Here is a 25,793-nt window from a genome sequence, read left to right on the forward strand (position 1 = left end):
TGACCCGGTGGGCACGGGGACGATGAACGACGCCGGTGCGCCGATACCGCGGTACCACCCCGCTTGTCCGGCGGGACGCCGGACCTCTCATTGACGAGCTGTGACGGGCTCACCCGTTCGGTTCTAGTAGGCGCTCACCACCCGAAAGGGCAGGTCACGCCGTTCTTCCGAAGACTCCCCGGTGATGGCCGGATCACTGCCGAAAAACTACCTTCGATTCTAACCGGGCAGGTCCAGTCGATATTTCCGGCCCGTCTAATGCCGCGCGTGACGCCCGCCCGGACGCGATTGCGCATCCTCCTCGGGTTCACGCAGTGCCAGCGCGCTGACCAGCAGCAACACCGCACCGAGCACGCACACGATGATGCAGCCCCACGCCCAGACCACCGAACCGGTGGTCAGAGCGGTCACCAGCAGGCCGAAGCCCACCGCTGCCAGAGCCAGCGTCATCACGAGCATGGTCACCACCCCTCTTATGGAAACGGTGGCGGCGCCGCCCTACCCGCTCGCGACGGGAAGCGCGGCACCAATGGCCGTGATCACGACTCTACTTGCCGCCCTTGAGGAGTGCGCCGTTGCCCGAGGCGCCCTCGCCGAACTCGCCGCCGTCGACCGGGACCGCGGAGCCGCGGTTCTCCAGCTCTTCCAGCTGCGATTCCAGGTAGGACTTCAGGCGCACGCGGTATTCGCGCTCGAAGGTCTTGAGCTGCTCGATCCGGCTTTCCAGCACGCTGCGCTGCTGGGTGATGGTGGCCATGATCTCGGTGTGCTTGCGCTCGGCATCGGCCTGCAGGGCGTCCGCCTTCTCCTTGGCCTGACGGAGCTGGGAATCGCTGCGGTTCTGCGCATCCGAGAGCATGGCCTCGGACTTCTGACGCGCGTCGGCGATCATCGCCTCGGAGCGGGTGCGGGCATCGCCGACCAGTCGCTCGGAGTTGGCTCTGGCATTGGCCAGCAGCTGTTCGGCCTCGGTCTTGGCATCGGAGGTGAGGCGATCGGCCATCTCCTGCGCCAGCGAAAGCACCTTGGCCGCCTGTAGATTCGCGTCCGCGCTGGGGGCCTCGGCCTTGACCGGCATGGGGGCCGGGGCGGGCATGGGCTGCGGCGGGGCGATCGGCGCGGCCTTGGGCGGCTCCGGCACGGGAGCCTGCTTCACAGCCTGGACCGGACCGCGATTCTTCTTGGCATCAGCCAGTTCCGCGTCCAATTCGGCAACGCGCTGGCGAAGATCTGCGTTTTCCTCGATGAGGCGTGAGAGCTCCTGCTCGACCAGGTCGAGGAAGGCGTCGACTTCATCCTCGTTGTAGCCGCGCTTCCCGATCGGTGGTTTGCTGAACGCGACGTTGTGCACATCGGCAGGGGTCAGCGGCATGGAACGATCCCTTCACGCTTCGTTGGAGATCTAGCGGTAGATCTGGGCAAGCATTCTTTCGGCCCATTCTGTCACACCTGGGCTAACGCCTGCCCCTGCTGGCCCGTGAACGTCATCAAGAGGAACACGATGAAAAGCAGGACCATTATCGACAGATCGAGCCTAATTCCCCCAAGATTCACTGGGGGTATCAAACGCCTCAGGAGTTTCACCGGCGGGTCCGTGATGGTGAAGATCGCCTCGAGGATGATCACGACGAACCCGGTGGGACGCCAGTCCCGCGCGAAGCTGCGAATGAACTCGACGATGACTCGGCTGATGAGCAGCAGCCAGAAGAGGAACAGCAGTAGGTTCAACACCTGGAACAAGGCCACACTGTTCACTCTGCCACAATGTTCGATTTGCGCCGCCTCCGGCATCGTGGGCTGTGTTCTTGGCGCCGCCTTCGGCGTCGCGGTTCGCGGCCCTGTGAGCTCGGTTCTTCACTCCTCCGGTCAGTCGCTGCGCTCCCTCCCTCCGTCGCTCCAGAACCGAGCCGGGCCGCGAACTCGGGGGTGACACGACTCGGTGACGAGTTCGCCAAGGGTGCTCGACGGGGGGAAGCGCAGCGGGTGCACACACTGCAAAAGGACTGGCCCCGACCCCATTTCGACCGCAGGACGGGTCACAGGGGCGAGGCCGATGAATATCGCCGCGCGATAGCTCAACTCACATGTTCGTGGCCCGCCCCCGGTTCTGGACTGAGTGGAGCGGGGGAGCGAAGCGGAGGAGCGGAAGGAGGGAAGAACCGGGGTCACAGGGCCACGAACCGCCGGAGCGGAGCGGAGGCAAAAAATACAGCTATTTCTGGTTGTAGTAGCCGTTTTCGGCCAGTTTGCGACGCTCCTCGGCGGAGACGTCCACGTCGGCCGGGGAGAGCAGGAACACCTTGGTGGCTACCTTGTCGAACGAACCACGCAGGGCGAAGGCCAAACCTGCGGCGAAGTCCACAAGGCGGCGGGCGTCGCTATTGCTCATCTCGACCAGATCCATGATCACCGGGGTGCCGTCCCGGAAGCGCTCACCGATGATGGCGGCTTCTGCGTAGGTGCGCGGGCGCAGCGTGGTGATCTTGGACAATGGGCCTCCGTCCTCGAAGATCGCGGAGCGGCGCGGCGGCTGCTGTTCCAGCCGGCGCTCCTCCATCCGCAGCTCTTCCATGCGCCGCTCGGCCTCCGGGTCCACCGCGAGCGCGCCGCGGGTGGTGCCGCGCACCATCGAGGCGCCGGCGCCGCCCATGGAGCGGCTGCGGGTGGACGGGGCGGTATCGATACGGGTGGGGCGACGCGGCGCGTCGTAGCGGTCGCGGTCACGATCGTCCGCGTATTCGTCGGCGTAGTCGTCCCGGCGCGAGGCGCTGTACGCGGGCTTGTACGGCGCCTTGTAGGGCGGCGGCTCGGCGTACCCGGGCTCATCGTCGTAGCGCTCGTGCTCGTACCGGTCGTAATCACGCTCGGCATAGGACCGGGGCCGGCGCGGGGCACGTTCGTCGACGGCGGGGCGCGGCCCGCGATCCTCGACGTAGTCGTCTTCGTAGTCCTCGAGCGGAACCATGCCGAAGTACGCCTTGAACTTGTGCAGCGTGCTCATCTGGTCGACCTTCCTTCGGCCCCGGTTGGCCTGGGGTGTTGTCCTGCTCAGTCCTCGTTCGCCACCAAGCATATGTTTCATATGTGACTGATGAGGTTTCTTTGCTACGCCGAGGTTATCGGTCGAGCGCCCATCAAAGCGGTACCGACACGCACGCAGGTGGATCCGTGGCGGATTGCCGCCTCCAAATCACTTGACATACCCGCGGACAGCTCGCTGGCCTGGGGATGTTCCGTCAAAAGTGAGCCGTGCATACGGGCGAGTCGCTCGAAGGCCGCATCCGGGTCGGCATCCAGCGGGGGGATCGCCATCAGGCCCGCGAGCTGCAGGTTTGCCGATTTTTCGAGCTGTTCGGCGAGGTCGAGCATGGCGGTGTCCGAGACACCCCCGCGGGTGGGGTCCGCGTCAAGGCTTACTTGCAGAAGTACGCGCAGCGGGGTGGTCCGCTCCCCCGCGTCCAGGGCCGCCCGGACCCCCGCGTCGAGCGCGGAGACCAAGCGGTCGCTATCGACCGAATAGACCGTATCGGCCCAGCGTGCGACGGATTTCGCCTTGTTTCGTTGCAGCCTGCCGATGAACTCCCAGCGCACATGCGACAGATGGCGCAGTTGCGCCACTTTGTCCGAAGCCTCCTGCTCGCGCGATTCGCCGAATTCGCGCAGACCCAAGCCATAGAGAATCTCGATATCCGAGGCCGGGTGGAACTTGGTCACCGGCAACAGCCGCACACCGCCCGGATCACGCCCGGCAGCCGCGCACGCTGCGTCGATGCGCGCGGTCAGGGCCGCGAGCGCCGCCGACAGCCGCGCGACGCGATCGGACCCGGACGTGATGTCCGCCTCGCCCGCCGCGACCGCCGATACTCCGGAACCGGTTGTCGCGCCCAGGTTTTCGGTCATTCTGCGATTCCCTCCGATGACATCCAAATCACACCGGCGAGTCTGCCGGTCGGCGCGCCGCGCCGATGACTGAACAGCGCTTTGTCCTCGATGGTGCAGCGCGGGTCCACCGCCACGGCGCTCACGCCCGCCGCCTCGAGTTGACGGCGGATGCCCGCGCGCAGATCCAATCCGGGAGTACCCCGCACGGTGGTGGTCGCACTCCCCGGCAGATGCTTCTCGACATCGGCGCGCATGGCGGCGGGCACCTCGTACTGCCGACCGCTGGCCGCCGGTCCCAGGAATGCGCCGATCCGCTCCACTTTCGCGCCGAGATCGAGCATGGCCTCGATCGCCTTGGGCACGATGCCGATGCGCGCCCCGATCCGGCCCGCGTGCACCGCGGCGATCACCCCGGCCTCGTCGTCGGAGAGCAGCACCGGTACGCAATCCGCGCTCAGCGTCACCAGGGCCAGATCCCGCTCGGTGGTGACCAGCGCATCGGTGGCGGGCACCGCCTCGGTCTGCGGCCCGTCCACCACCGTCACGTTACGACTGTGGATCTGCTCCATCCAGACCAATCGCTCCGGTGTCAGCCCCAGGCTCTCGGCCAGTCGAACCCGATTGCGCCGCACGGCTTCCGGATCGTCACCGACGTGATCGCCCAGATTGAAGGAGTCGTAGGGCGACTGGGAGAAACCCCCGGCGCGGGCGGTGACTACTCGTCTGGTCCGGTACGTGGTTCCCACAGAAGTCATACCCTCGAGAGTAGTGGCCGATAACCCGCAACCTCGCCTCCGAGCGGGTGGTCCCGCACACTCCGGGCCGGAGATACGACAGCGCCCGCTCCGGAACCGGAGCGGGCGCGGACAGTGCGGATACGCGGGTCAGCGGCGCATGAACGAGGGGACGTCCACGTCATCATCGTCGGCGTCCGGCGGCTGGATATGGGTGCGATTGTTGTGCGCCACCGTCGGATCGACCGCGGGGCGGGGCGATTCGTAGGACGGGGCCGGACCGCGACCGCTCGACTGCGCCGGCGGCGGGGTCTGCGCGACCGGGGCCGGGGCGGGCTCCTGCCGGACCGGGGCCGGCTCGGGGGTGCGGGCCGAATACTCGGGGGCGCGAGCCACTTCCCCGGCGGTCGCCCGGGCGGTTCCGAACGAGCTGGTGGCGGTGCGGCCTACCGCGGGTTCGATGCGTCGTGCCGGGCCGCTTCCGTCAAAACCCGCCGCGATCACCGTCACTCGGACTTCGTCGCCCAGGGAGTCGTCGATGACGGTACCGAAGATGATGTTGGCTTCGATATGGGCCGCTTCCTGCACCAGCGAGGCTGCCTCGTTGATCTCGAAGAGGCCGAGATCCGAACCGCCCGCGATCGAGAGCAGGACGCCGTGCGCGCCATCCATGGACGCTTCCAGCAGTGGCGAGTTGATCGCCGACTCGGCGGCCTTCACCGAGCGGCCCTCGCCGCGGGCCGAGCCGATACCCATGAGGGCACTGCCCGCGCCGGACATGACGGACTTGACGTCCGCGAAGTCGACATTGATCAGACCCGGGGTGGTGATCAGATCGGTGATGCCCTGAACACCGTTGAGCAGCACCTCATCCGCGGAGCGGAAGGCGTCCATCAGCGAGACGGCCGCATCGCCCAGCTGCAGCAGCCGGTCGTTGGGGATCACGATGAGGGTGTCGCAGGACTCGCGCAGCGCCTGGATACCGGCCTCGGCCTGATTGCTGCGGCGCTTGCCCTCGAACGAGAAGGGCCGCGTCACCACACCGATGGTGAGCGCACCGAGCTTGCGTGCGATGCCGGCGACGACGGGTGCGCCACCGGTGCCGGTGCCACCGCCCTCGCCCGCGGTGACGAAGACCATGTCGGCGCCCTTGAGCACCTCTTCGATCTCGTCCTTGTGGTCCTCGGCGGCCTTGCGGCCGACCTCGGGATCGGCGCCCGCGCCGAGGCCGCGGGTCAGTTCACGGCCGACATCGAGCTTGACGTCCGCATCACTCATCAGCAGCGCCTGCGCGTCGGTGTTGACCGCGATGAACTCGACTCCCTTGAGTCCCTGTTCGATCATCCGGTTGACGGCATTCACGCCGCCGCCGCCGATTCCGACGACCTTGATCACTGCAAGGTAGTTGTGCGGGGGCGTCATGGGCTCTCGCCTTCCTTAGATCCAAAAAGCTTGTCGTCAAACGGATGCTCGTCGTATGCCAGCCCGAAGGTCTCGGTTCGATGAACCCTCAACCATAGGTTTAGCCTTATGTCAAGTATCCGACTGGTGCGGAACGCTATTCGCAGCCACCGCGTTACGGGCGCAGGCGCGCCGAAACGAGAATCAGAATCTTGTGTGATCCACCTCGTCCGACCCACCTGGCATCGTATCGTGGACGGTTGCCCTCCGGTGCCGGGATCGGCGCTGGAAACGCACCTGTGAACCACCGAAAATTTCGGTGGCCCAATGGGTATCGCTCACTTTACCGTGGCCAGATTCGGACTCGAAACGTCGAACACGTTGCCGGGCTGGGTCAGTAGAGGTCCGACCACCGCCGCCTTCTTCTGTGAATCACCCGTCCCACCCCACAGCACGGTACGCCCATCTCGCAACTCGAGAGCAATATCCGAAACCGATCTGGCCACAACCTGTCCCACGCCGAGACTCGGCGGGACCACTGCCATCACCGTGACGGCCGCGCGGGTGGCCGGATCATTACCGCCGGGATTGTCGGTGACGAGTTTGGCGACGGTGCCCGCGGGCTGTTCGATCGCGAATTCCACGCTGTCGCAATCGAGCAGATGCGGTCCGTCGGGGGCATCGAAGTAGAGCACGGGATTGCGTTCGACCACCGTCACCTGCACGGTGGACGGGAACTCGCGCTGCACCCGCACACTGCGAACCTTGGGTAACTGTGCCACACGCTGGGCCATGGCGGTGGTGTCTATCCGCATCATGGACAGGCCGTCCGGCACCTGGAGGGCGTCCAGGACTTGATCTTCCGGCACCGCCGACAGGCCTTCGACGCGCACGGTGCGCACCGACAGCACCGGGGTGAAATAGGCAGTCAGGCCGATCGCGAGCAGTACGACGCAGCCCACCGCCACACCGATCCGCACCCGCGGTGAGCGCAGCGCGGTGCGCAGCCGGTCGTCCTCGCGCGACCGGCCCCGGTGTAGTCGGGCCCGGCGCGCGGCCCGGGCGGCCGAATCCCGCTCCGCCGCAGGCTCGTCCACCGGGTCCGGCGACTCAGCGGTCGTCTCGTCCGCTTCCCCACCCGAGCTCATCCGCGCTCACCGCCCGTGCGAGGGTCGCGCGCGCAGACCGTCGAGGATCTGCCCGCCCAGCATGGTGACATCGCCCGCACCCATGGTGATCACCACATCGCCGGGGCGCGCCAGGGCGGCGACCTGACGGCCCACCCGCGACATATCCGGCTGATAGTGCACGGGTTTGGTGACCGCGTTGGCCACCAGCGCGCCGTTCACCCCGGGCAGCGGCTCCTCGCGCGCGCCGTACACGTCCAGCACCACGACCTCGTCGGCGAGCGAGAGGGCGGCGCCGAAGTCGGTCGCGAAAGTGGCGGTGCGACTGTACAAGTGCGGTTGGAAGACCACGATCACCCGGCCCTGCCGCGAGCGCGCGCCATCGCGGGCCTCCTGGGCGACCAGTTCGGCGGCGGCGCTGAGCACCGCGCGCACCTCGGTCGGATGGTGGGCGTAATCGTCGAAGACCCGGACGCCGTTCTCCCGGCCGGTGAGCTGGAAGCGCCGGTGCACACCGCCGAAACCCTCCAGGCCCTGGATGATTTCGCCCATCTCGGCGCCCGCGGCACGCGCGGCGAGCAGTGCGCCGAGCGCGTTCAGGGCCATATGCCGGCCGGGCACCGACAGGCGTAGTGTGCGCGGTGCGGGTTCGTCGGAGAGCTGGAAGACCGCCACACCGCCGACATCACGCGGTTCGAAGGAGAGCAAATGCGCGCCGACCGGGACCCCGGCGCCCGCGAAATCACCCGAACCGTAACCGATTACCTCGACCTCACGCGGATCACCGGCGAGCCGGGCCACGGTGCGCTCGGCCAATCCCAGCGAGCCCGGATCGTCCAGGCACACCACCAGGCGGCCGCCCGGCTGCAACCGGTCCACGAAGTCGTCGAAGACCCGGGTGTACGCCTCGTCGGTGCCGAAGTAGTCCAGGTGATCGGATTCGATATTGGTCACCACCGCCACATCCGGGGCGTACTGCAGCAGTGAGGCATCGCTCTCGTCGGCCTCGGCCACGAAGATGCCGCCGGTGCCGTGATGGGCATTGGTGCCCGATTCGTTGAGCTCACCGCCGACCGCGAAGGACGGGTCCGCACCGCAGTGTTGCAGTGCCACGACCAGCATGGAGGTGGTGGAGGTCTTCCCGTGCGTGCCCGAGACCAGCAGCGTCTTGTGACCCTGCATGAGCTCGGCCAGTACGGCCGGTCGCAGCAGCACCGGGATGCCGCGCCGATGCGCCTCCACCAGTTCGGGATTGGTCTTGGGGATGGCGGCGTAGGTGGTGACGACCGCGGTCGGCCCGCCGGGCAGCAGGTCCAGGGCGCTCGCGTCATGGCCGATGCGCACCTGGGCGCCGCGCGCCCGCAGCGCCAGCACGCCGCGGCTCTCCTTGGCGTCGGAGCCGGAGACCATACCGCCGCGGGACAGCAGAATTCTGGCGATACCGGACATTCCGGCACCACCGATTCCGATCATGTGGACCCGCCGCAGCAGTTCGGGCAGATCGGTCTGCTGCTCCAACGGCACGTTCACGGCCTCGAATTCCTGTTCGGTTTCAGCTGCTTCAGTCACGACCTGCCACCTCCAGCCCAACTCGCGCTACCTCGTCCGCGGCGTCGCAATGACCGGCATCCGCCGCCGCGCGACCCATGACTGCCAGCCGATCGGAATCCCTGAGCAGGGGTATCACCTCGTCGATCACGTATTTCGGAGTCAGCTCCGCGTCCGCCACGATTCTGCCACCGCCCGCGGCGGCCACCGGCCACGCGTTGAGTTCCCGCTCGCTATTGCCGTGCGTGGTCTCCGGCCCGCGCTGGGCGCCCAGGGCGGTGATCCGGATGGCCGGGTCGCGGCGGCGTAGCGCGTCGGCCACCGCCGGGACGGGTTCGATATGCCCCGCGGTGCCACCGCCCGCCACGATCACCGAGAGCGGCCGCTCCACCGTCACCTCGAATGTCCCCTGTCCCTATCGTGCTTCGTCGGATAGCTGGGCTCCCAGGCCCGGGTGCTGCGCCACGATTCGGTGGAGCGGCTGGTGCGCCTGGCGGTATCGGAATCTATCGACCGGCGCGACGGCGCGTCGTACCCGCCCCGGCCGCGACCGCTCGGCGGCAGCGCGCGCCGCTGCGGTGCGGCCTTCATCCCGGATTTGGGTTTGGCCTTGGGTTTGGGTTTGGCCTTGTTGCGGGCGCGGGCGGCCTGCGCCCGTGCGGGAGAATACATTTCGGGCACCGGCAGGCGCAGCAGGCGGCTGAAGCGCCCGTCCTCGCCCGCCTGTAGTGCCGCCACCGCCTCGGGTTCGTGCCGCGCGGCATTGGCGATGATGCCGAACATGAACAGGGTGATGGCGAGTGAGGAGCCACCGGCCGAAACCAGTGGCAGCTGAAGGCCGGTCACCGGGAGCAGCCCGACGACGTAGCCGACATTGATCAGCGCCTGTCCGGTGATCCAGGTGGTGGCCGCGGCGGTCAGCAGCCGGATGAACGGATCCACCGAGCGGGTGGCGATGCGCAGTCCGGTGTAGACGAAGAGCGCGAAAAGCCCCAGCACCAGCGCACATCCGAGGAATCCGAGCTCCTCGCCGATAATGGCGAAGATGAAGTCGTTGTGCGCGTTGGGCAGATAGCTCCACTTGGCCCGCGACTGCCCCAGCCCGCGACCCCAGATCCCGCCGTCGGCAAGGGAATACAGCGCCTGCCGGGCCTGATAGCCGATGCCCTGCGGATCGTCGCCCGGGCTGAAGAACGCGCGCATGCGGTCCGAACGGTATCCGGCCGAGAGCGCCAGAATGCCCGCCGCCACCGCACCGGAGACCGCGATGGTCACGAACATGCGCAGCGGCAGCCCGCCGAACCACAGCAGCGCCGAGAGCACGATGCCCAGCGCGATGGTGGTGGACAGATTGGGTTCGAGCACGACCAGGAAACACACCAGCAGGCCCGCGGGCACCAGCGGCATGAGAATGTCCTTGTACCCGGCCTTCTCGGTCTGCCGCGAGGCCAGCAGATGCGCGCCCCACACCACCAGGGTCACCTTGGCGATCTCGGACGGCTGCACCGCGACCACGCCGAGGTCGAACCAGCGCCGCGAACCCTGCACCTCGGTGCCGATGCCCGGAATCAGCACCAGCACCAGCAGCACCACCGACAGCGCGAACACCGGGAACGACAGCTGCCGCATCAACCGCATGGGAATCCGCAGCGCGATGTAGAACAGGATCGTGCCGAAGAGCGCGAACATCCCCTGCTGGATGAAGAGCGAATACGCCGATTTACCAACGGCATACGACTCGACGCTGGACGCCGAGAGCACCATCACCAAGCCGAGCACGGTGAGCAGTACCGCGATGGCGACCACCAGGTGGAACGAGGCCAGCGGCCGCGCCAGCCAGGCCGCGAACCAGCCGGTGCCGGCCCGCCGCGCGGAAGTGGTGGTTCCGGCGCGGCGCGGCGTGGTCATTCCGGTCTCCCGATGTCCTTCTCGTCCAGGGCCTGCACCGCGGTCACGAAACTTCGCCCGCGATGGGTGTAGTCGGCGAACATGTCCAGCGATGCCGCGGCCGGGGCCAGCAGCACGGTGTCGCCGCGGGTGGCATATCCGGCGGCCACTCGGACCGCACGCGCCATCACCGCTTCGGGGTCGATTTCGGTGAAGGGGTCACCCATCCCTGCATCGTCCCCCGAATTGAGCTCCACGACCGGGACATCCGGGGCGTGTCGCGCCAGAGCGGCGGCGATCACCGCGGCGTCGGCGCCGAAGAGGACGGCCGCGACGAGGTGTTCGCGCACCTCCTCCACCAGGTCTTCGACCCCGGCGCCCTTGAGCTGTCCACCGGCCACCCAGATGACCGAGTGATGCGCCAGAATCGACGAGCGCGCGGCATGCGGATTGGTGGCCTTGGAATCGTCCACGAAGTCGACGCCGCAGAGTTCGCGCACGTGGGCGGCGCGGTGCGGTCCGACCTTGTGCTCCTGCAGTCCCTCCTTCACGAACTGCGGTGCCACATCGATGGATCGGGTGAGCGCGGCGGCGGCGAGCGCGTCGGCCACCCCGGCCGGACCCTGCGGACTGATATCGCCCACCTCGGCCAGGATCGCGGCCTTGGTGAAGGCGCGGTCCAGCAATTTGCCGTCCACCACCCCGAGTTCACCGTCGGCGGGAACGCCGATGCGGAAGCCGACGGTGCGGCGCGCCTTGGACTTTCGCGCCAGCGCCGCCGCCACCTGATCGTCCAGGCCGACCACGCCGACCCGGCCGGTGAGCGCCCGCGCCTTGGCCGCGGCGTAGGCGTCGAGCCCGCCGTGCCAGTCCAGGTGATCCTCGGCCACGTTCAGCACCACCCCGGCCTCGGGACGAACCGAAGGGGCCCAATGCAATTGGAATGAGGACAGCTCCACGGCCAGCACCTGCGGTCCGGGATTGCGGCGCAGCGCGTCCAGGATCGGCAGTCCGATATTGCCGCACGCCACACTGGGAATCCCGGCGGCGCGCAGGATCGAATGCGTCATCTGCGTGGTGGTGGTCTTGCCGTTGGTGCCGGTGATCACCAGCCATTTGCGCACCGGACCGTAGATGCGCGCCTGATCGACCCACCAGGCGAATTCGACATCGCCCCAGACCGGAATGCCCTCGGTGACCGCCGAGACCAGTATCGGGGAGTCGGGCCGCCAGCCCGGGCTGGTGATGACCAGCGCGAACCGTTGCAGCGCATCGGGTTCCAGCAGATCGGCGGCGGTGGCGGTCTGCAGACCGAGTTCGGCGGCTTCGGCCAGCGCCTTACCGCCGCCGTCGGTGACCACCGGGCGGGCGCCGATGTCCTGCAGCGGCTCCACCAGTGAGCGCCCGGACACCCCCCAACCGGCGACGAGAACGTCACGACCGCGCAGGAATTCGAGCATGGGGCCCGGAGAACGCAGGGCCCTAGGAGAATGTTCGACCATCAGTTAGTTCACCCGACCGCGGAGAGGTAATCGCTGTAGAACAGGCCCAGACCGATCGCCGACGCCATACCGGCGAGCAACCAGAACCTGATGATCACCGTAGTTTCAGCCCAGCCACTCAATTCGAAGTGGTGATGGAACGGCGCCATCTTGAACAATCGGTTCCGCGTGGTGCGGAACACCGCGACCTGCAAGATCACCGAGGCCGCCTCGGCCACGAAGAGCGCGCCGATCACGATCATCAGCAGTTCGGTGCGCGTGGTGATGGACAGGCCCGCGAGCAGACCGCCCAGCGCCAGCGAACCGGTATCGCCCATGAAGATCTTGGCGGGCGCGGCATTCCACCACAGGAAGCCGATGCACGCCGCACCGCCGGCGGCGCAGACCAGCGCCAGGTCCAGCGGATCGCGCACGTTGTAGCAGCCCGCCTCCGGATGCGTGGAGCAGGCATTGCGCCACTGCCAGAACGTGATGATCATGTACGCGCCCAGCACCAGCGAGATGGAACCGGCCGCGAGACCGTCCAGACCGTCGGTGAGGTTGACCGCGTTGGACCAGGCCACCACGATCAGGCTCACGAAGAGCAGGAAGATGACCACGCTCATGGACACGGTGGTGATGTCACGCGTGTACGACAGATGCCGGCTCGCGGGCGTCAACCCGTTCGCGCCCTTGAATTGCAGTGCCAGCACACCGAATACGACCGCCGAGGCCAGCTGTCCGATGTACTTGCCCGCCGCGGTGAGCCCGAGATTGCGCTGCTTGCGCAGTTTGATCAGATCGTCCAGGAAGCCGACCCCGCCCAGCGCGGTCGCCAATCCCATGACCAGCAGACCGGACGCCGAGGGCCCCGGTTCGCCGTAGCTCATCGAAATCAGGTGTGAGCCGAGGTATCCGGCCCACATGCCGATGATGATGGCGACGCCGCCCATGGTGGGGGTGCCGCGCTTGGCCTTGTGGCTCTCCGGGCCGTCGACCCGGATCTCCTGGCCGAAGCCCTGTTTGGCGAACCAGCTGATGACCGCGGGGGTGAGCAGAATGGAGACGGCGAGCGCGATGGCCGCCGACAGCAGGATCTGGGTCATCGCGCGGCCTCCAGCAGGTGCTCGGCAACGGTCCAGAGCCCCACCGACTTCGAGGCTTTCACCAGCACCACATCACCCGGTTCGAGCTCGGCGTCGAGAATCTCGATCGCGGCCTGCGCGTCGGGCACCAATATCGACTCTTCACCCCAGGAACCCTCCATCACCGCCCCCTGATGCATGCCGTGCGATGGCCGCCCGGTGCCGATCACTATGAGCCGATCCACGTCCAACCGCACGGCGAGCCGCCCGATGCGATCGTGTTCGATGACCGAATCATCGCCCAGTTCGCCCATTTCGCCGAGTACGGCCCAGCTGCGGCGGCGGCCGACCTCGCGGCCCTGACCATCCGCACCGGCCGAACGGGACATGGTGACAAGGGCTTTGAGCGCCGCGCGCACCGAATCCGGGTTGGCGTTGTAGGAGTCGTTGATGATGGTGACGCCGTCGGGCCGGGTGCGCACATCCATGCGCCGCGCCGAGGCCGCGCTCGCGCCGCGCAGGGCCTGCGCCACGGTCGCGAGATCCGCGCCCCGGTGCAGGGCCACCGCGGCGGCGGACAGCGCATTGCCGACCTGATGCTCACCGTGCACGGCGAGCTGGATCCGGTGGGATTCGCCGTTGTGGTGCAGCGTGAATCGCGCCCGCGCCTGTTCGTCCATGTGCACATCGGTGGCGCGGATATCGGCGTTCGAGTTCAGACCGACGGTCACCACGCGGGCCCGGGTCCGCCGCGCCATGGCGGCGACCAGCCGGTCGTCGAGGTTCAGCACGGCCAGGCCGTCGGCCGGAAGGGCTTCGACCAGTTCGCCTTTGGTCTGCGCGATGGCTTCGCGACTGCCGAATTCGCCCAGGTGCGCGGTGCCGACATTGAGCACCACGCCGACGCTGGGCGGCGCGATCTCGGTGAGCGCCTTGATATGTCCGGGTCCGCGCGCGGAGAGCTCCAGCACGAGGTAGCGGGTGTTCACGTCGGCGCGCAGCGCCGTCCACGGATGGCCGAGCTCATTGTTGAACGAGCCGGGCGGTGCGACGACCTCGCCGAGCGGGGCCAGCACGGCGGCGAGCAGATCCTTGGTGGAGGTCTTGCCGGACGAGCCGGTCACCCCGACCACGGTGAGCGTGCCCGCCGCGGCGAGCCGGTCGATACTGGCGCGGGCCAATTTGCCCAGCGCCTCGAGCACGGCCGCGCCGGAGCCGTCGGTGTCATAGGCCAGCGCGATGGCGCGGCTGGCATGCGGTTGCGGTGCGACCACAATCGCCGGAACGCCGATCGGGCGGGCCGCCAGCACCGCCACCGCACCGGCGGCCACCGCCTTGGCCGCGAAGTCGTGACCGTCGGCGTGCTCGCCGGGCAGCGCCAGGAACAGGTCGCCGGGGGTGATTCGGCGCGAATCGAATTCGGCCGCTCCGGTGACCGTCGTGTCGGGGTCGGGGACATCGTGCAGCGTGCCGCCGACGATCTCCGCGATCTCCCGCAATGTCATCTCGATCATGAATGCGTCAGATCCCTCGTCTTTCGCGACAAGGCCGCCGCGAGCACCTCGCGGTCGTCGAACGGATACTTCACTCCCGAAATCTCCTGCCCTGTTTCATGTCCCTTGCCCGCGACCAGCAGCACATCGCCGGGTTGCGCCCAGTCGACGGCCGCGGCGATGGCCTGCGCCCGGTCCCCGACCTCCCGGACCTGTCCGCGTTCCGCCGGCGGAACCTGCTCGGCTCCCGCGCGGACCGCGGCGCGGATGGCCGCGGGCTCTTCGGTGCGTGGATTGTCGTCGGTGATGATGAGCAGATCCGCGCCGCGCGCCCCGGCCGCGCCCATGAGGGGGCGCTTGCCGGCATCGCGATCACCGCCCGCACCGACCACCACGGCCAAGCGTCCGTGTCCCTGTTCGGCGAGCAGCGCGCGCAGCGTGGCCACCACCGATTCGATGGCCGCGGGCTTGTGCGCGTAGTCGACCACGGCCAGGAAATCCTGTCCGCGCTCCACCCGCTGCATGCGTCCGGGCACATCCACTTCGCCCAATGCCATTGCGGCGGTGGCGGTATCGGCTCCGGCCGCCGCGCACACCGCGAGCGCGAGCACACCGTTGGCGACGTTGTACGCGCCCGGAAGACGCAGGCGCACATCGAGTTTCACACCCGGACCGGACGCCTCGAACCGCTGGCTCGCCGCGCCGGGAACGGCCGGACCGGCCACCCAATCCGCTTGTACCCCAGGGGTTGTCGTGACGGTCACCAGTTCGGGACGACCATCGGCCGATGCGGCCGCGCTCACGTCACCGGCCAGTCGGGTACCCCATTGGTCATCGATGCACAGCACCGCCGTCGCGGCGGGCACCACGGCCGAATCGCCCGGGACGAACAGGCGGCGCTTGGCCGCGAAGTAGTCCTCGAAGTCACGGTGGAAGTCCAGGTGATCCTGGGACAGATTGGTGAACGCGCCGACCGCGAAGGCGACCCCGTCGACCCGGCCCAGCGCGAGCGCGTGACTGGAGACCTCCATGACCACCGCCTGCACACCCTGCTCCACCATGACCGCGAACATGGCGTGCAATTGCGGAGCCTCGGGGGTGGTCAGCGCCGAGGGCACATGCTGTCCGCCGATGCGGGTCTCGATGGTGCCGATCAACGCGGTCCGGAAACCGGCCGCCGCCAGCCCCGCCTCCACCAGATACGAGGTGGTGGTCTTGCCCGAGGTGCCGGTGATGCCGATGATCCGCAGGGTGCGAGACGGATCACCGTAAAGGGCCGAGGACAATTCGCCGAGCACCGAGCGCGGCGCGTCGTGCACCAGCACCGGCACCGCGATCTCGCCGATCAGTTCCGCGCCCGCGGGATCGGTGAGGACCGCGACCGCGCCGCGCGCCACCGCATCGTGCGCGAATCGCGCGCCGTGCGACTGCCCGCCGGCCAAACCGGTGAACAGATCACCCGGCCGGACCGCGTGCGACCGCTGCTCGATACCGGTGATCAGCACATCCGCCGGAATATCGGCGGCACCCATCGGGCGGGCGTTCGTGAGCTCTGCGACCGTGCGCAGGGCGGTCACCGGCGGTGCGGCGGGCCGAAGTACCTGCGGACTGTCTTGCGCGGGCACGAAGCTCCTCTCCGGGACGGTGTTCATTCGAAGGTCATGGATCCGAATCCGGTACGCGGACTCGGATCGACGTGTCAGGTTACCTGTGTTGTGTCACCGGGCTATCGGCACGGCGCAGTTCGGTCACCCGCCCGGGTACGAACCCGTAGCGGTGCATCTCACGTCCATCGCCTACCTGCTCTAACTCGCCTGCAGAATCAGCGGTTTGGCCGGTGGCGACGGCGGCACCCGATCGCGCTGCAACGCCCAGGAGGCGATGCTGTGGAACAGCGGCGCGGCCGAACCGCCACCGCTGCCGTCGGAGCTGCGCACGGGTGCGTCGAGCATCATGCCGATCACATAGCGCGGATTGTCGGCCGGAGCCATACCCGCGAAGGTGATCCAGTAGCGGTCGGTCGAATAGCAGCGGCACTTCTGATCGATCTGCTGTGCGGTACCGGTCTTGCCCGCCACCTGATAGCCCTCGATGGCGGCCGGTGTGCCCGTCCCGGACTGGATGCCGCGCGGATCCTTCTGCACGATCGCCTGGAACATCTGCCGCAGCGTCTGCGCGGTCTGCGGGCTCACCACCTTGATCGGATCCGGCTGGGTCTCCTCGGTGCGGGTGCCGTCCGGGGCGATCTTGGCTTTCACGATGCGCGGCGGAATCCGCACGCCGTCATTGGCGATGGCCTGGTACATGGCCGTCATCTGCAGGGTGGTCATCGAAAGGCCCTGGCCGATAGGGAGATTGGCGAAGGTGGAGCCGGACCACTGATCGCGCGGGGGCAGCACGCCCGCGCTCTCACCGGGCAGGCCGACACCGGTGCGCTGACCAAGGCCGAACTTCTTGAGCATGTCGAAATAGCGGTCCTCGCCCACGCGCTGGGCCAGCATGAGCGTGCCCACATTGGAGGACTTACCGAAGATGCCGGTGGTGGTGTACGGCGCGACGCCGTGCTCCCAGGCATCGTGCACGGTCACCCCGCCCAGGCTGATGGCGCCCGGAACCTCGTGCACCTCATCGGGATTGGTGAGGCCGTACTCGATGGCGGCGGCCGCGGTGACGATCTTGTTCACCGAACCGGGCTCGTACACCTCCTGCACCGACGGATTGCCCAGATCGGTCTGCGACCAATACTGCGGATCCAATCGCGGATTGAAGGTGTTGTCGTTCGCCATAGCCAGCACCTGCCCGGTATGCGCGTCCAGCACCACCGCCGAGGCGGCCTGCGCACCGGAGATGTCCTTGGCCTGCTGCACCTGCTGCTGCACGTAGTACTGCAGATCCTGATCCAGGGTCAGCTCGACGCCGTACCCGTTCACCGCGGGCACCCGATCACGCCAGCTGCCCGGGATCACCGCACCGTCCGAACCGCGGTCATAGGTCATGGAGCCGTCCGAGCCGGACAGGATCGAATCCATCGCCGACTCCAGGCCGATCTGCCCGTGCCCGTCCCAGCCCGTCGCACCGATCACATTGGCGGCCAGCGAACCACCGGGGTGCTCACGCATATCCTGGCGATCGGCCCCGACCTCCGGGAACTGCAGGCTGATATCGGCCGCGATCTGCGAATCCACATTGTGCGCCAGATAGGCGAAGGCGTCATCGCCGCGCAGCTTGTCCAGCAGATCCTTCTCCGGCGCGGCGGTGCCCAGCTTTTCGTGAATGTACTTGGCAATGGCCTGCAATCGGTCGTCGACCGCGGGCGCGGAGGGATTCTTCTCGTGCGCGTCGGCGAGCTGCTTGCGCACCTTGACCGGTTGGAAGGTGAGCGCTTTCGCCGCGATGGTGAAGGCCAGCGGATTGCCGTAGCGATCGGTGATCGATCCGCGCTTGGCGGCATCGGGCAGCTTCACGGTGCGCTGACTCGCCGCCTGCGCGGAAAGCATGGGCGCGGAGAAGCTTTGAATCCACAGCAGCTGGCCCGCGGTCACCACCAGGGCGACCAGCATGAGCACCCGGCCCACCCCGAACCGGAAGCGGGTCGGGCCGTCCAGCCCCGGTGCGGTGCGCGGTCTGGCGGTGCGCCCGGGTCCGGAACCCGCACGGCCGGAGCCGGATCGGCCGCGCGCGGCGGTCGCCCGTCCCCGGCCGGAATCACGGCCACCGCGCATCGCGCGGGATGAACTCATCGAGGCGTTCCATTCGGCGCGGCCTGCAGCGCCGGGGACTGCGGCGCCGGAGCCGGCGCGGTAACCGGATTCGGCGCGGTGGTCGGCGGATTCGGCGTCGTGGTCACCGGCACCACCCGCTCACCCTGCGCCGGAGCCGGTCGCGAGGGCTTCGCGGCCGGGGGCGGCGGGGTGGTGTTCAACGGCAGCGCGGGCGAACCCTGTGCGGCCTTGGGTTCACCGATCACGATGACCTGACCGTCCGGACCCAGTACCAGGCGGGCCGGATCCTTGGCCGGGATCATGCCCAATTCCGCTGCGCGCTGGGCCAGATTGGGTGGTGCATCGGCCGCTTCGACATCACGCTGTAGCGCCGCGCGCTGATCGGTGAGCTGTTCGTTCAACCGCCGGGCGTCGCCGAGGTGGTAGCTGTCCTCGGTGGCGCGGGTGGTGAGCAGCAGCGTCAGCGCCAGACCGCAGCCCAGCAGCGCGATAATGGTGGCCACGAACGACATGCGGCCGCGCGGGGCGTCACCGCCCATGCGCCGCAGCACCGGCGGCAGTTCGGTGCGCTCACGACTGCGCCGCCGCGCGTAGGCGCGTTGTGCCGCACCAGATTTCACCCGTTCGGCGTCTTCGACGCGCCGGGCCGCCCGCTTCGCCGGTGTCTTGATGGTCATAGGGCGGCCCCGTTCCACGCCGGGCGAGCGTGCCACCTCCGAGTCCGATACGTCTTGACAGGGCCTACTCGCCGATTCCGCGCCCGACCACTCATTGCGCAACCTCCCCTGCGATCCGCTCCGCCGCCCGCATGCGCACCGGGGCGGCACGCGGATTGTCTTCGATCTCCTGCTCGGTGGCCTTCTCCGCGCCCCGGGTCAGAATCTTGAATTCCGGTCCCATACCGGGCAATTCGACCGGCAGGTCGAGCGGGGTGCGCGAGGCCGACCGCTTGGCCAGTTCCTGCTTCACCACTCGATCCTCGAGGGACTGGTAGCTCATGAATACGATCCGGCCACCGGGCGCGAGCGCATCCAGCGCCGCCGGCACCGCGGCCTCGAGGGATTCCAGTTCCCGGTTCACCTCGACCCGCAGCGCCTGGAAGGTGCGCTTGGCCGGATGCCCGCCGGTGCGCCGCGCCGCCGCCGGAATGGTGGCGTACAGCACCTCCACCAGTTGCGCACTGGTGGTGAACGGGGTTTTCTGCCTGCGCCGCAACACTTCCGAGGCGATCTTGCCCGCGAAGCGTTCCTCGCCGTAGACCTTCAACACCCGGGCCAGATCACCGTGACTGTAGGTATTGAGCACATCGGCCGCGGTCGGGCCGGTGCTGGAGTCCATCCGCATATCCAGGGGGGCGTCGATGGAGTAGGCGAAGCCGCGATCGGCCTCGTCCAACTGCATGGAGGAGACGCCCAGATCCATCAGAATCGCGCGCACCGACCCGGTACGCGGCAGCCCGGCCTCTTCGAGGGCGTCGGCGATACCGTCATACCTGGTGTGCACCAGGGTGATTCGATCCTCGTAGGGGCGTAGTCGCTCCCCCGCCAATTTCAACGCCTCGGTATCGCGATCGAGCCCGACCAGGCGGATATTGGGGTAGGTACGCAAGAAGTGCTCGGCGTGCCCGCCGAGACCGAGCGTGCAGTCCACATAGACGGCGCCGTCGAGACCCAAAGCGGGACCGAGGATTTCGTCCGCGCGATCGAGGAGAACCGGCACATGGCGGGGGCCGTCACTGCCTGGGTGCACCTTCGACCTCCCGGACCTCACATTTCGTCGCACGGCCCCATGACAGGTCGCTTGCGATTCGGACTTCACTGAATGACTCAGTGTCGGTGGCCAATGCCCCAGGGTCTCTGACCGAAGCGCGGCACCTGGCGTTGGGGAAGTACGTCAGGGTCCGCGTCGGGCAGAGGCCGCAGGGCACTCGCCTCGCTGTGGGCTAGAAGATTCCGCCCAGCGACTCGTCTCTGGCCTGCGAGTAATCCTCCTCATGCTCGGCGAGGTAGCTTTCCCACGCCGTTTTGTCCCAAATTTCGAGGAAGTCGACCGAGCCGATCACCACGCAATCCTTCGAGAGGTTCGCGTAGCGGCGGTGCTCAGCCGACAACATGATGCGTCCCTGTGCGTCCGGACGCTGTTCATCGGAGGAGGCAGCCAGGTTTCGGACGAACGCCCGGGCCTGCGGATTGCTTCGAGACGCGGCCGCGGCCCGCCGCGCTAGCGCGGTGAACTCGTCCTTCGGATACACGGCAAGGCTGTGGTCCTGACCCTTCGTGACCATCAACCCTCCCGCCAGCTCGTCCCGGAACTTCGCAGGCAACGTGAGTCGCCCTTTATCGTCCAGTCGAGGGGTATAGGTACCGAGGAACAAGTCCCGACACCTCCTACCGGATCACCCTCTCGACTGTTCGGCCTCCTGTAGTGCGCGCTCCACATTACCCCACTTTCCCCCACTTTCAATCGAAAGCGGCGGTGATCTCAGTCCCCGCTTGGCGAACTTTGCAGGTCACACCAGCTATCACCGGGGTGGGGAACTTTCGCCGCAGTTCCCCCGACACGCACGGTCCGCGCCGGGCAGGACCCGACAACAATCAGCAAACACGCAGATAGCGCGCATTTCCGGCGAGTGTGGGCGGGTGTGGGGGAACACCGTGGGGAGGGGTGGGGAATGCCCGGCACACCTCGACACGCCGCCGTAAACACACAAGAAACGCCGTGGCACCACACCTCAAATCGGTGTGGCGCCACGGCGTGTCGCGCTTGTTTCAGTTAGCCGGGCAGCCGCTCCTTATATACGGAGCGGACCGCTCAGTTGTCCTGTTCGAACCGGCGGCGGAACCGGTCTTCCATACGAGATGAGAACCCGCCCGACTTCTTCGGCCGACCCTGGCCGCCGCCAGGACCGTTACCCGACGAGGGATGACCGTCACCGCCGCGGCCACCCTGGGACTTCATCCCAGGGCCACCGGTCAGCAACAGCACTCCCGCGCCGAACATGACGATGAATCCGATCAGACTGATGATCGGGAAGTCGCCCAGCTTCACGGGCGCGGCGATGCCTGCCACGAGCAGGAACAGACCAAGGACGAACAGAGCCGCCGACTGAAGTCTGCGCCGGCCGGTGGCGGAACGTAACCGTCCACCCCGAACCGTCGAGGCGAACTTGGGGTCCTCAGCATAGAGCGCGCTCTCGATTTGTTCGAGCATGCGCTGCTCGTGCTCGGAGAGTGGCACGGTACCTCCCCCGGCACTAGGTGGTGGCGGTCGCCTCCGGGTAAGCGACAAACGGCCGACGTTGGCGGCTGTCTGCCACTAATAATACGAGTTCGATCAGGTACCTACCACCTACTCGCCGATAGTCATGCCAGCATTCCGGCAACCCAGCCCGTACTGGGACGCAATCGTGATGCCGCTGCCAGCAGATCTTCGACGTCATGAAGGAATGCGCCTACCCGCGAAGAGAACTCGTCGGCACGCCGATCATCGATCGGACGGGGCAATCCGGCCTCCAGCGCGGCCCGGGTTTCGGACTGGGCGCTGAAATAATCCGCCCACATCACGAATTCCGGTGCGGCGGCCTGCATCATGACCCAGGCATTGCGGGAACGCGCCCGGGGCGCGCGGTCCGCACCGGTGAGAGCCAGCACCGCGCCCGCCCCGCGCAGCGCCGCCAGGTAGGCCGTGCGGAAACGCTCGGCCGGATCCTGCTCCCCCGCGGCCTGGATCAGCAGGCCGTCGGCGCGTCGTAGTAATTCGCCCGCGCGCCCGGGATGGGCCGGACGTGCATGTGCACCGGACATCGGGTACCTCCCCACTCGTATACCCCGATTCGCCGGGACCCCCTCGGGGTGAGAACGGCCTCCAGAAAGATCGAACAGGTATTCGAAGGTTTCAATTGAGTCTGACTCTAAAGACACCCACCGACAAGTTCCGGTGCTCGACCACGCGGCAACGCGCGACGGGAACGGCGCTATCGTCGGACCAACCGTCCGCGCCAACGAGAGCTGCGCCTGCCCGATGACCGCCGTCACCCCGAACACCACGCCCGCACCCGTCGTCGTCGATCTGTCGGCGGCGACCATGCGCGTCCGGCTGCACGACGCCCTCTCGGTTTACGTTGCGGCCATGGACTATCCGCGCGGGACCGAACACCAGCGCGCGCCCATGTGGACCGAGCACACCACCAGGCCGGGCTGGCAATCGGTCGCCGCGGTGCTACCCGATGACGACGGCCGCCTGGACCTGCGCACCGCGCCCATCGTGGCCATCGCGTACGGGTACCACGGGGCGCCGCACCAGTGGTGGCATCAGCAGGTGTACAGCGGGATGCGCCGCACCGGCTGGCCGGAACACGCTGCGCGCGAACTGCTCTCGGACTATTTCGAACTCACCGAGCTGCATGTGCATCCGGCGGCGCAGGGTCGCGGCATCGGCGAGATATTGCTCACGCGACTGCTGCAGAACCGGCCCGAGCGCATGGTGCTGCTCTCCACCCCCGAGGTCGACGCCGAGGCCAACCGCGCCTGGAAGCTCTACCGCCGCCAGGAATTCGGCGATGTGGTCCGGCATTTCATCTTCTCCGGCGACACCCGCAAGTTCGCGGTGCTCGGGCGGCGGCTGCCACTGTGAGCGTGGTGATCATCGGGTCGGGCCACAATGCGCTGGTCGCGGCCTGTTATCTGGCGCGGGACGGGCACGCGGTCGAGGTGCTCGAGCGCGATACCGTGCTGGGCGGGGCGGTATCGACCGTGGAGCGGTTTCCGGGGCATCGGGTGGACCGGGGCTCCTCGGCGCACGTCATGATCCGGCACACCGGGATCATCGAAGAACTCGAATTGGATAGGTTCGGGCTGCGGTATATCGATTGCGATCCTTGGGGTTTCGCGCCCGCACCGCCCGGGACCGCGCTCGCGCCGATCGTCTTCCATCGGGATGTCGAGGCGACGTGCGCCTCCATCGCGCGGGCGTGCGGGGCGCGCGATGCCGCGGCGTATCGGCGGTTCGTGCGGGTGTGGGGGCCGCGAACGGCTCGGGTCATGCGGTCCTTCTCCGGCGCGCCGACGCCCGGGCGACTACTGAAGTCGTTCTGGGGACTTGACGCCAAGGGGGGTGGCAGTGCGCTCTCGCGGGAGTTCCTGCAGAGCGGAGACGCGCTGCTGGACAGCTATTTCGACGATGAGCGGCTGAAGGCGGCGCTGGCCTGGTGGGGTGCGCAGTCGGGGCCGCCGATGTCCGAGCCCGGATCCGCGCCCATGGTCGGGTTCGCGGCGCTCATGCATACGCTGCCGCCGGGACGGGCCGTCGGCGGTAGCGGGGCATTGAGTGCGGCGCTGGTCGCGCGCCTGCGAGCCGAGGGCGGGGTGATCAGCCCCGGGGACGCGGCGATAGCGCTGACGCGGGCCGGGAAGGGCTGGCGGGTGGAGACCGCGAACGGGCGAAACCTGTACGCGGACAGCGTGATCGCGGGCTCGCATATTCTCACCACGCTGAATCTGCTGGAGCGGGGCGGATTCGATGCGGCGGCCCTGGCCGACTGGCGGCGGCGGATTCGGGTCGGGCCCGGAATCGGGATGGTGGTGCGCGCGGCCACCACCGCGCTGCCGGAGTATCCGGGCGCGAAGAGTGGTGAATCCGCACACGGGCTGCAACTGCTCGCGACCGATCGCCGCCAACTGCGCCGCGCGCACGGCGCCGCGCTGGCGGGCGACCTGCCGCCGCGACCGGTCGTGCTCGCCATGAGTTTCAGTGCCCTGGACCCGTCGATCGCGCCGCCGGGTGAGCATCAGCTGTCGCTGTGGGCGCAATGGCATCCCTACGCACTCGCCGACGGCAGCTCCTGGGGCGAGCACGCCGAACGTGAGGGCGACCGCATCATCGCCGAAGTGGACGCGCACGCACCGGGATTCGCGGCCACCGTGCGCGACCGCTTCGTCCAGACCCCCGTCGATCTGGAACGCGAGATGGGCCTGCTCGGCGGCAATGTCATGCACGTCGAAATGTCCCTCGACCAGATGTTCCTGTGGCGTCCGCTCCCCGAACTCTCGCACCACCGCGTCCCCGGCGCGCCGGGGCTGTACCTCACCGGCGCGTCCACGCATCCCGGCGGCGGAGTCTCGGGAGCGAGCGGTCGTAGCGTCGCGCGAATCGTGCACCGCGATGTGCGGCCCTCCCGGCTCCGGCTCGCCCGCCGATGAGCGGCGACCCCGCGCCGACGAGCGGCGGCGCGGATCCGACCGGAACGGGGCCGTCCACGGCGCGCGACAAGGCGGCCGCCACACAGGATGACCAGGTGAGAAACGTCGAAGCGAGTCTGCTTCGGGTGCCGCCGGATTCGGTTCGCACGCGGCGAAATGCCGTTGGCCGCGGCAGCGCCCAGGCACCGGTCAACCAGGCTGTACATAACGGGGCGACCGCGCGGTCCGGGACAGCCTGCGACCGCCGAGCCGATCCCGCGGGCGAGCAGTTCTCCCAGCGGAAAGCCGCGCCCGCGCAGCGCCTCTCGGTGGCCGTGAGCCGAATGGGAGCGTTCGCGATGCGGCCGGTGGATCGCGTGGTCGCCATCGCCGCCGTACCCGCGATCTTGCTGGTGCTGGCGCAGATCGCCTACCCGCTTACGCACGGCGTGGGGCGGGATCGGGTGACCGTGGCGGTGGTGGGGCTGTCGGCTGCGACGGCGCTGGTGCATGCGGGGGTGACGCGCGGGCTGCGGTGGGCTACCGGGTTATTGGTGATCGTTTCGGGGGCCGGGTTGCTGGCCGAGGTGCTGGGGACCGCGACCGGGGTGCCGTTCGGAGCCTATGAGTACGCCAGTGGGCGGTTGGGGCCCGAGTTGGCGGGGGTTCCGCTGGTGGTACCGCTGGCCTGGACCGGGGGGATCTATCCGGTGTGGGTGGTGGCCGGGTTGCTGGCTTCGCGCAAGAGTACGGCCGCGCCGCCGAGATCGCGCACGGGCGGACCGCAGCTGTCCGGTGTGCGCGCGAGCGCGGCCGAATTGTTGAGTTCGCCTGCGGGGCTGCGGATTTCGCTCACCGCGCTGGGGGCCGTGGGGTGGGATCTGTTCCTGGATCCGCAGATGGTGGCCGATGGGCAGTGGCGGTGGACAGCCGGTGCGGCGGGATTGCCGGGGCTCGGGCAGATTCCCTACACGAATTATCTGGGGTGGCCGGCGGTGGCGCTGGTGATGGCCGGACTGCTGGAGTCGTGGGATCGGACCGCACCCGACACGCGGCGGGCACGGGTGGTGCCGGTGGCCGTATTCCTGTGGACCTGGTTGGGGTCGGCGCTGGCGCACGCGGTGTTCCTGGGGTTGCCGGTCTCGGCGATCTACGGTTTCCTCGGGCTCGGAGTGCTCGGGATTCCGCTGGTTCGGGGGCTCATGGCCCGTCGAATCACACTGCGCCCCCTGGGCCATGGCACGATGTGACCCGTGC

The 25,793-nt window shown here is 68.1% G+C and carries 23 protein-coding genes and 1 pseudogene; 3 read left to right on the plus strand and 21 right to left on the minus strand.

The annotated features are described in order from the left end of the window. Positions 1–255: 255 nt before the first annotated feature. The 21 genes and pseudogenes from NA10_RS07395 to NA10_RS07495 all read right to left on the minus strand — a co-directional run bounded on the left by NA10_RS07395 (position 256) and on the right by NA10_RS07495 (position 22,163). The gene (locus tag NA10_RS07395; protein ID WP_067565400.1) at positions 256–459 is read right to left on the minus strand and encodes a hypothetical protein; all 204 of its coding nucleotides are present in this window, start codon (positions 457–459) and stop codon (positions 256–258) included. Between the two features lie 88 nt (positions 460–547). After that, positions 548–1,372, minus strand: coding sequence for a DivIVA-like cell division protein Wag31 (gene wag31, locus NA10_RS07400; RefSeq protein WP_067565008.1), 825 nt, complete (start codon positions 1,370–1,372; stop codon positions 548–550). 71 nt (positions 1,373–1,443) lie between these two features. Beyond that, positions 1,444–1,746: a YggT family protein gene (locus NA10_RS07405; RefSeq protein ID WP_067565010.1), complete on the minus strand. Its 303-nt coding sequence runs from the start codon at positions 1,744–1,746 to the stop codon at positions 1,444–1,446. 466 nt (positions 1,747–2,212) lie between these two features. Beyond that, positions 2,213–3,001: a cell division protein SepF gene (locus NA10_RS07410; protein WP_067565012.1), complete on the minus strand. Its 789-nt coding sequence runs from the start codon at positions 2,999–3,001 to the stop codon at positions 2,213–2,215. 104 nt (positions 3,002–3,105) lie between these two features. After that, positions 3,106–3,900: a YggS family pyridoxal phosphate-dependent enzyme gene (locus NA10_RS07415; protein WP_084514396.1), complete on the minus strand. Its 795-nt coding sequence runs from the start codon at positions 3,898–3,900 to the stop codon at positions 3,106–3,108. Beyond that, a complete protein-coding gene (pgeF, locus tag NA10_RS07420) occupies positions 3,897–4,637 on the minus strand; it encodes a peptidoglycan editing factor PgeF (RefSeq protein ID WP_067565014.1) in 741 nt (246 codons plus the stop codon). The genes NA10_RS07415 and pgeF overlap by 4 nt, the downstream gene beginning before the upstream one ends. Before the next feature lie 129 nt (positions 4,638–4,766). Continuing rightward, positions 4,767–6,038: a cell division protein FtsZ gene (gene ftsZ / locus NA10_RS07425; protein ID WP_067565016.1), complete on the minus strand. Its 1,272-nt coding sequence runs from the start codon at positions 6,036–6,038 to the stop codon at positions 4,767–4,769. 317 nt (positions 6,039–6,355) lie between these two features. After that, entirely contained in the window at positions 6,356–7,165 is an 810-nt protein-coding gene (locus tag NA10_RS07430; RefSeq protein WP_084514397.1) for a cell division protein FtsQ/DivIB, read from the minus strand. Positions 7,166–7,171: 6 nt separating this feature from the next. Continuing rightward, complete coding sequence (gene murC / locus NA10_RS07435) at positions 7,172–8,617, minus strand: UDP-N-acetylmuramate--L-alanine ligase (protein WP_067565409.1); 1,446 nt, start codon at positions 8,615–8,617, stop codon at positions 7,172–7,174. 319 nt (positions 8,618–8,936) lie between these two features. Then, positions 8,937–9,089: pseudogene (locus tag NA10_RS39445) on the minus strand (glycosyltransferase); the annotation flags it as partial. Further along, the gene (gene ftsW, locus NA10_RS07445) at positions 9,086–10,600 is read right to left on the minus strand and encodes a putative lipid II flippase FtsW (RefSeq protein WP_067565019.1); all 1,515 of its coding nucleotides are present in this window, start codon (positions 10,598–10,600) and stop codon (positions 9,086–9,088) included. The gene ftsW and the pseudogene NA10_RS39445, both read right to left, overlap by 4 nt. Next, positions 10,597–12,039: a UDP-N-acetylmuramoyl-L-alanine--D-glutamate ligase gene (gene murD / locus NA10_RS07450; protein WP_067565021.1), complete on the minus strand. Its 1,443-nt coding sequence runs from the start codon at positions 12,037–12,039 to the stop codon at positions 10,597–10,599. The genes ftsW and murD overlap by 4 nt, the downstream gene beginning before the upstream one ends. 50 nt (positions 12,040–12,089) lie before the next feature. Then, entirely contained in the window at positions 12,090–13,166 is a 1,077-nt protein-coding gene (gene mraY / locus NA10_RS07455; protein WP_067565023.1) for a phospho-N-acetylmuramoyl-pentapeptide-transferase, read from the minus strand. Then, positions 13,163–14,659 (minus strand): UDP-N-acetylmuramoyl-tripeptide--D-alanyl-D-alanine ligase, encoded by a 1,497-nt coding sequence (locus tag NA10_RS07460; protein ID WP_067565025.1) that lies wholly within the window; start codon positions 14,657–14,659, stop codon positions 13,163–13,165. The genes mraY and NA10_RS07460 overlap by 4 nt, the downstream gene beginning before the upstream one ends. Next, on the minus strand, positions 14,656–16,290 hold the full coding sequence (locus tag NA10_RS07465; protein WP_067565027.1) for a UDP-N-acetylmuramoyl-L-alanyl-D-glutamate--2,6-diaminopimelate ligase: 1,635 nt from the start codon (positions 16,288–16,290) through the stop codon (positions 14,656–14,658). Before NA10_RS07465 ends, NA10_RS07460 begins: the two co-directional genes overlap by 4 nt. 153 nt (positions 16,291–16,443) lie before the next feature. Continuing rightward, positions 16,444–18,378: a peptidoglycan D,D-transpeptidase FtsI family protein gene (locus NA10_RS07470; protein ID WP_373862344.1), complete on the minus strand. Its 1,935-nt coding sequence runs from the start codon at positions 18,376–18,378 to the stop codon at positions 16,444–16,446. Beyond that, entirely contained in the window at positions 18,375–19,037 is a 663-nt protein-coding gene (gene ftsL, locus NA10_RS07475) for a cell division protein FtsL (RefSeq protein WP_067565029.1), read from the minus strand. Before ftsL ends, NA10_RS07470 begins: the two co-directional genes overlap by 4 nt. Positions 19,038–19,128: 91 nt before the next feature. Next, positions 19,129–20,130, minus strand: coding sequence for a 16S rRNA (cytosine(1402)-N(4))-methyltransferase RsmH (gene rsmH, locus NA10_RS07480; RefSeq protein WP_067565031.1), 1,002 nt, complete (start codon positions 20,128–20,130; stop codon positions 19,129–19,131). A gap of 172 nt (positions 20,131–20,302) precedes the next feature. Next, a complete protein-coding gene (gene mraZ / locus NA10_RS07485; protein ID WP_067565033.1) occupies positions 20,303–20,734 on the minus strand; it encodes a division/cell wall cluster transcriptional repressor MraZ in 432 nt (143 codons plus the stop codon). Positions 20,735–21,171: 437 nt separating this feature from the next. Continuing rightward, the gene (locus NA10_RS07490) at positions 21,172–21,597 is read right to left on the minus strand and encodes an SCO2097 family morphological protein (RefSeq protein ID WP_067565036.1); all 426 of its coding nucleotides are present in this window, start codon (positions 21,595–21,597) and stop codon (positions 21,172–21,174) included. A gap of 125 nt (positions 21,598–21,722) precedes the next feature. Next, positions 21,723–22,163 (minus strand): SAV_6107 family HEPN domain-containing protein, encoded by a 441-nt coding sequence (locus NA10_RS07495; RefSeq protein WP_067565038.1) that lies wholly within the window; start codon positions 22,161–22,163, stop codon positions 21,723–21,725. Between the two features lie 217 nt (positions 22,164–22,380). Between NA10_RS07495 and NA10_RS07500 the strand changes: the two genes are divergently transcribed. The 3 genes from NA10_RS07500 to NA10_RS07510 all read left to right on the plus strand — a co-directional run bounded on the left by NA10_RS07500 (position 22,381) and on the right by NA10_RS07510 (position 25,786). Then, positions 22,381–22,992 carry a GNAT family N-acetyltransferase gene (locus tag NA10_RS07500; protein WP_067565040.1) on the plus strand — a complete coding sequence of 204 codons (612 nt, stop codon included), beginning with the start codon at positions 22,381–22,383 and terminating at the stop codon, positions 22,990–22,992. After that, the gene (locus NA10_RS07505; protein ID WP_067565042.1) at positions 22,989–24,557 is read left to right on the plus strand and encodes a phytoene desaturase family protein; all 1,569 of its coding nucleotides are present in this window, start codon (positions 22,989–22,991) and stop codon (positions 24,555–24,557) included. The genes NA10_RS07500 and NA10_RS07505 overlap by 4 nt, the downstream gene beginning before the upstream one ends. A 338-nt stretch (positions 24,558–24,895) precedes the next feature. After that, entirely contained in the window at positions 24,896–25,786 is an 891-nt protein-coding gene (locus NA10_RS07510) for a carotenoid biosynthesis protein (RefSeq protein ID WP_157556211.1), read from the plus strand. Positions 25,787–25,793 lie beyond the last annotated feature (7 nt).

The organism is Nocardia acidivorans NBRC 108247 (assembly GCF_001625085.1).
Lineage (GTDB): Bacteria > Actinomycetota > Actinomycetes > Mycobacteriales > Mycobacteriaceae > Nocardia > Nocardia acidivorans.

Coding starts and splice junctions, on each gene's coding strand:
- NA10_RS07395 (WP_067565400.1), bottom strand. CDS start 459: ATGCTCGTGATGACGCTGGCTCTGGCAGCGGTGGGCTTCGGCCTGCTG.
- ftsZ (WP_067565016.1), bottom strand. CDS start 6,038: ATGACGCCCCCGCACAACTACCTTGCAGTGATCAAGGTCGTCGGAATC.
- NA10_RS07510 (WP_157556211.1), top strand. CDS start 24,896: ATGCGGCCGGTGGATCGCGTGGTCGCCATCGCCGCCGTACCCGCGATC.
- NA10_RS07500 (WP_067565040.1), top strand. CDS start 22,381: ATGACCGCCGTCACCCCGAACACCACGCCCGCACCCGTCGTCGTCGAT.
- wag31 (WP_067565008.1), bottom strand. CDS start 1,372: ATGCCGCTGACCCCTGCCGATGTGCACAACGTCGCGTTCAGCAAACCA.
- NA10_RS07465 (WP_067565027.1), bottom strand. CDS start 16,290: ATGAACACCGTCCCGGAGAGGAGCTTCGTGCCCGCGCAAGACAGTCCG.
- NA10_RS07410 (WP_067565012.1), bottom strand. CDS start 3,001: ATGAGCACGCTGCACAAGTTCAAGGCGTACTTCGGCATGGTTCCGCTC.
- murC (WP_067565409.1), bottom strand. CDS start 8,617: ATGATCGGAATCGGTGGTGCCGGAATGTCCGGTATCGCCAGAATTCTG.
- pgeF (WP_067565014.1), bottom strand. CDS start 4,637: ATGACTTCTGTGGGAACCACGTACCGGACCAGACGAGTAGTCACCGCC.
- NA10_RS07460 (WP_067565025.1), bottom strand. CDS start 14,659: ATGATCGAGATGACATTGCGGGAGATCGCGGAGATCGTCGGCGGCACG.
- ftsL (WP_067565029.1), bottom strand. CDS start 19,037: ATGACCATCAAGACACCGGCGAAGCGGGCGGCCCGGCGCGTCGAAGAC.
- murD (WP_067565021.1), bottom strand. CDS start 12,039: ATGCTCGAATTCCTGCGCGGTCGTGACGTTCTCGTCGCCGGTTGGGGG.
- NA10_RS07430 (WP_084514397.1), bottom strand. CDS start 7,165: ATGAGCTCGGGTGGGGAAGCGGACGAGACGACCGCTGAGTCGCCGGAC.
- ftsW (WP_067565019.1), bottom strand. CDS start 10,600: ATGACCACGCCGCGCCGCGCCGGAACCACCACTTCCGCGCGGCGGGCC.
- mraY (WP_067565023.1), bottom strand. CDS start 13,166: ATGACCCAGATCCTGCTGTCGGCGGCCATCGCGCTCGCCGTCTCCATT.
- NA10_RS07470 (WP_373862344.1), bottom strand. CDS start 18,378: ATGAGTTCATCCCGCGCGATGCGCGGTGGCCGTGATTCCGGCCGGGGA.
- NA10_RS07415 (WP_084514396.1), bottom strand. CDS start 3,900: ATGACCGAAAACCTGGGCGCGACAACCGGTTCCGGAGTATCGGCGGTC.
- NA10_RS07495 (WP_067565038.1), bottom strand. CDS start 22,163: ATGTCCGGTGCACATGCACGTCCGGCCCATCCCGGGCGCGCGGGCGAA.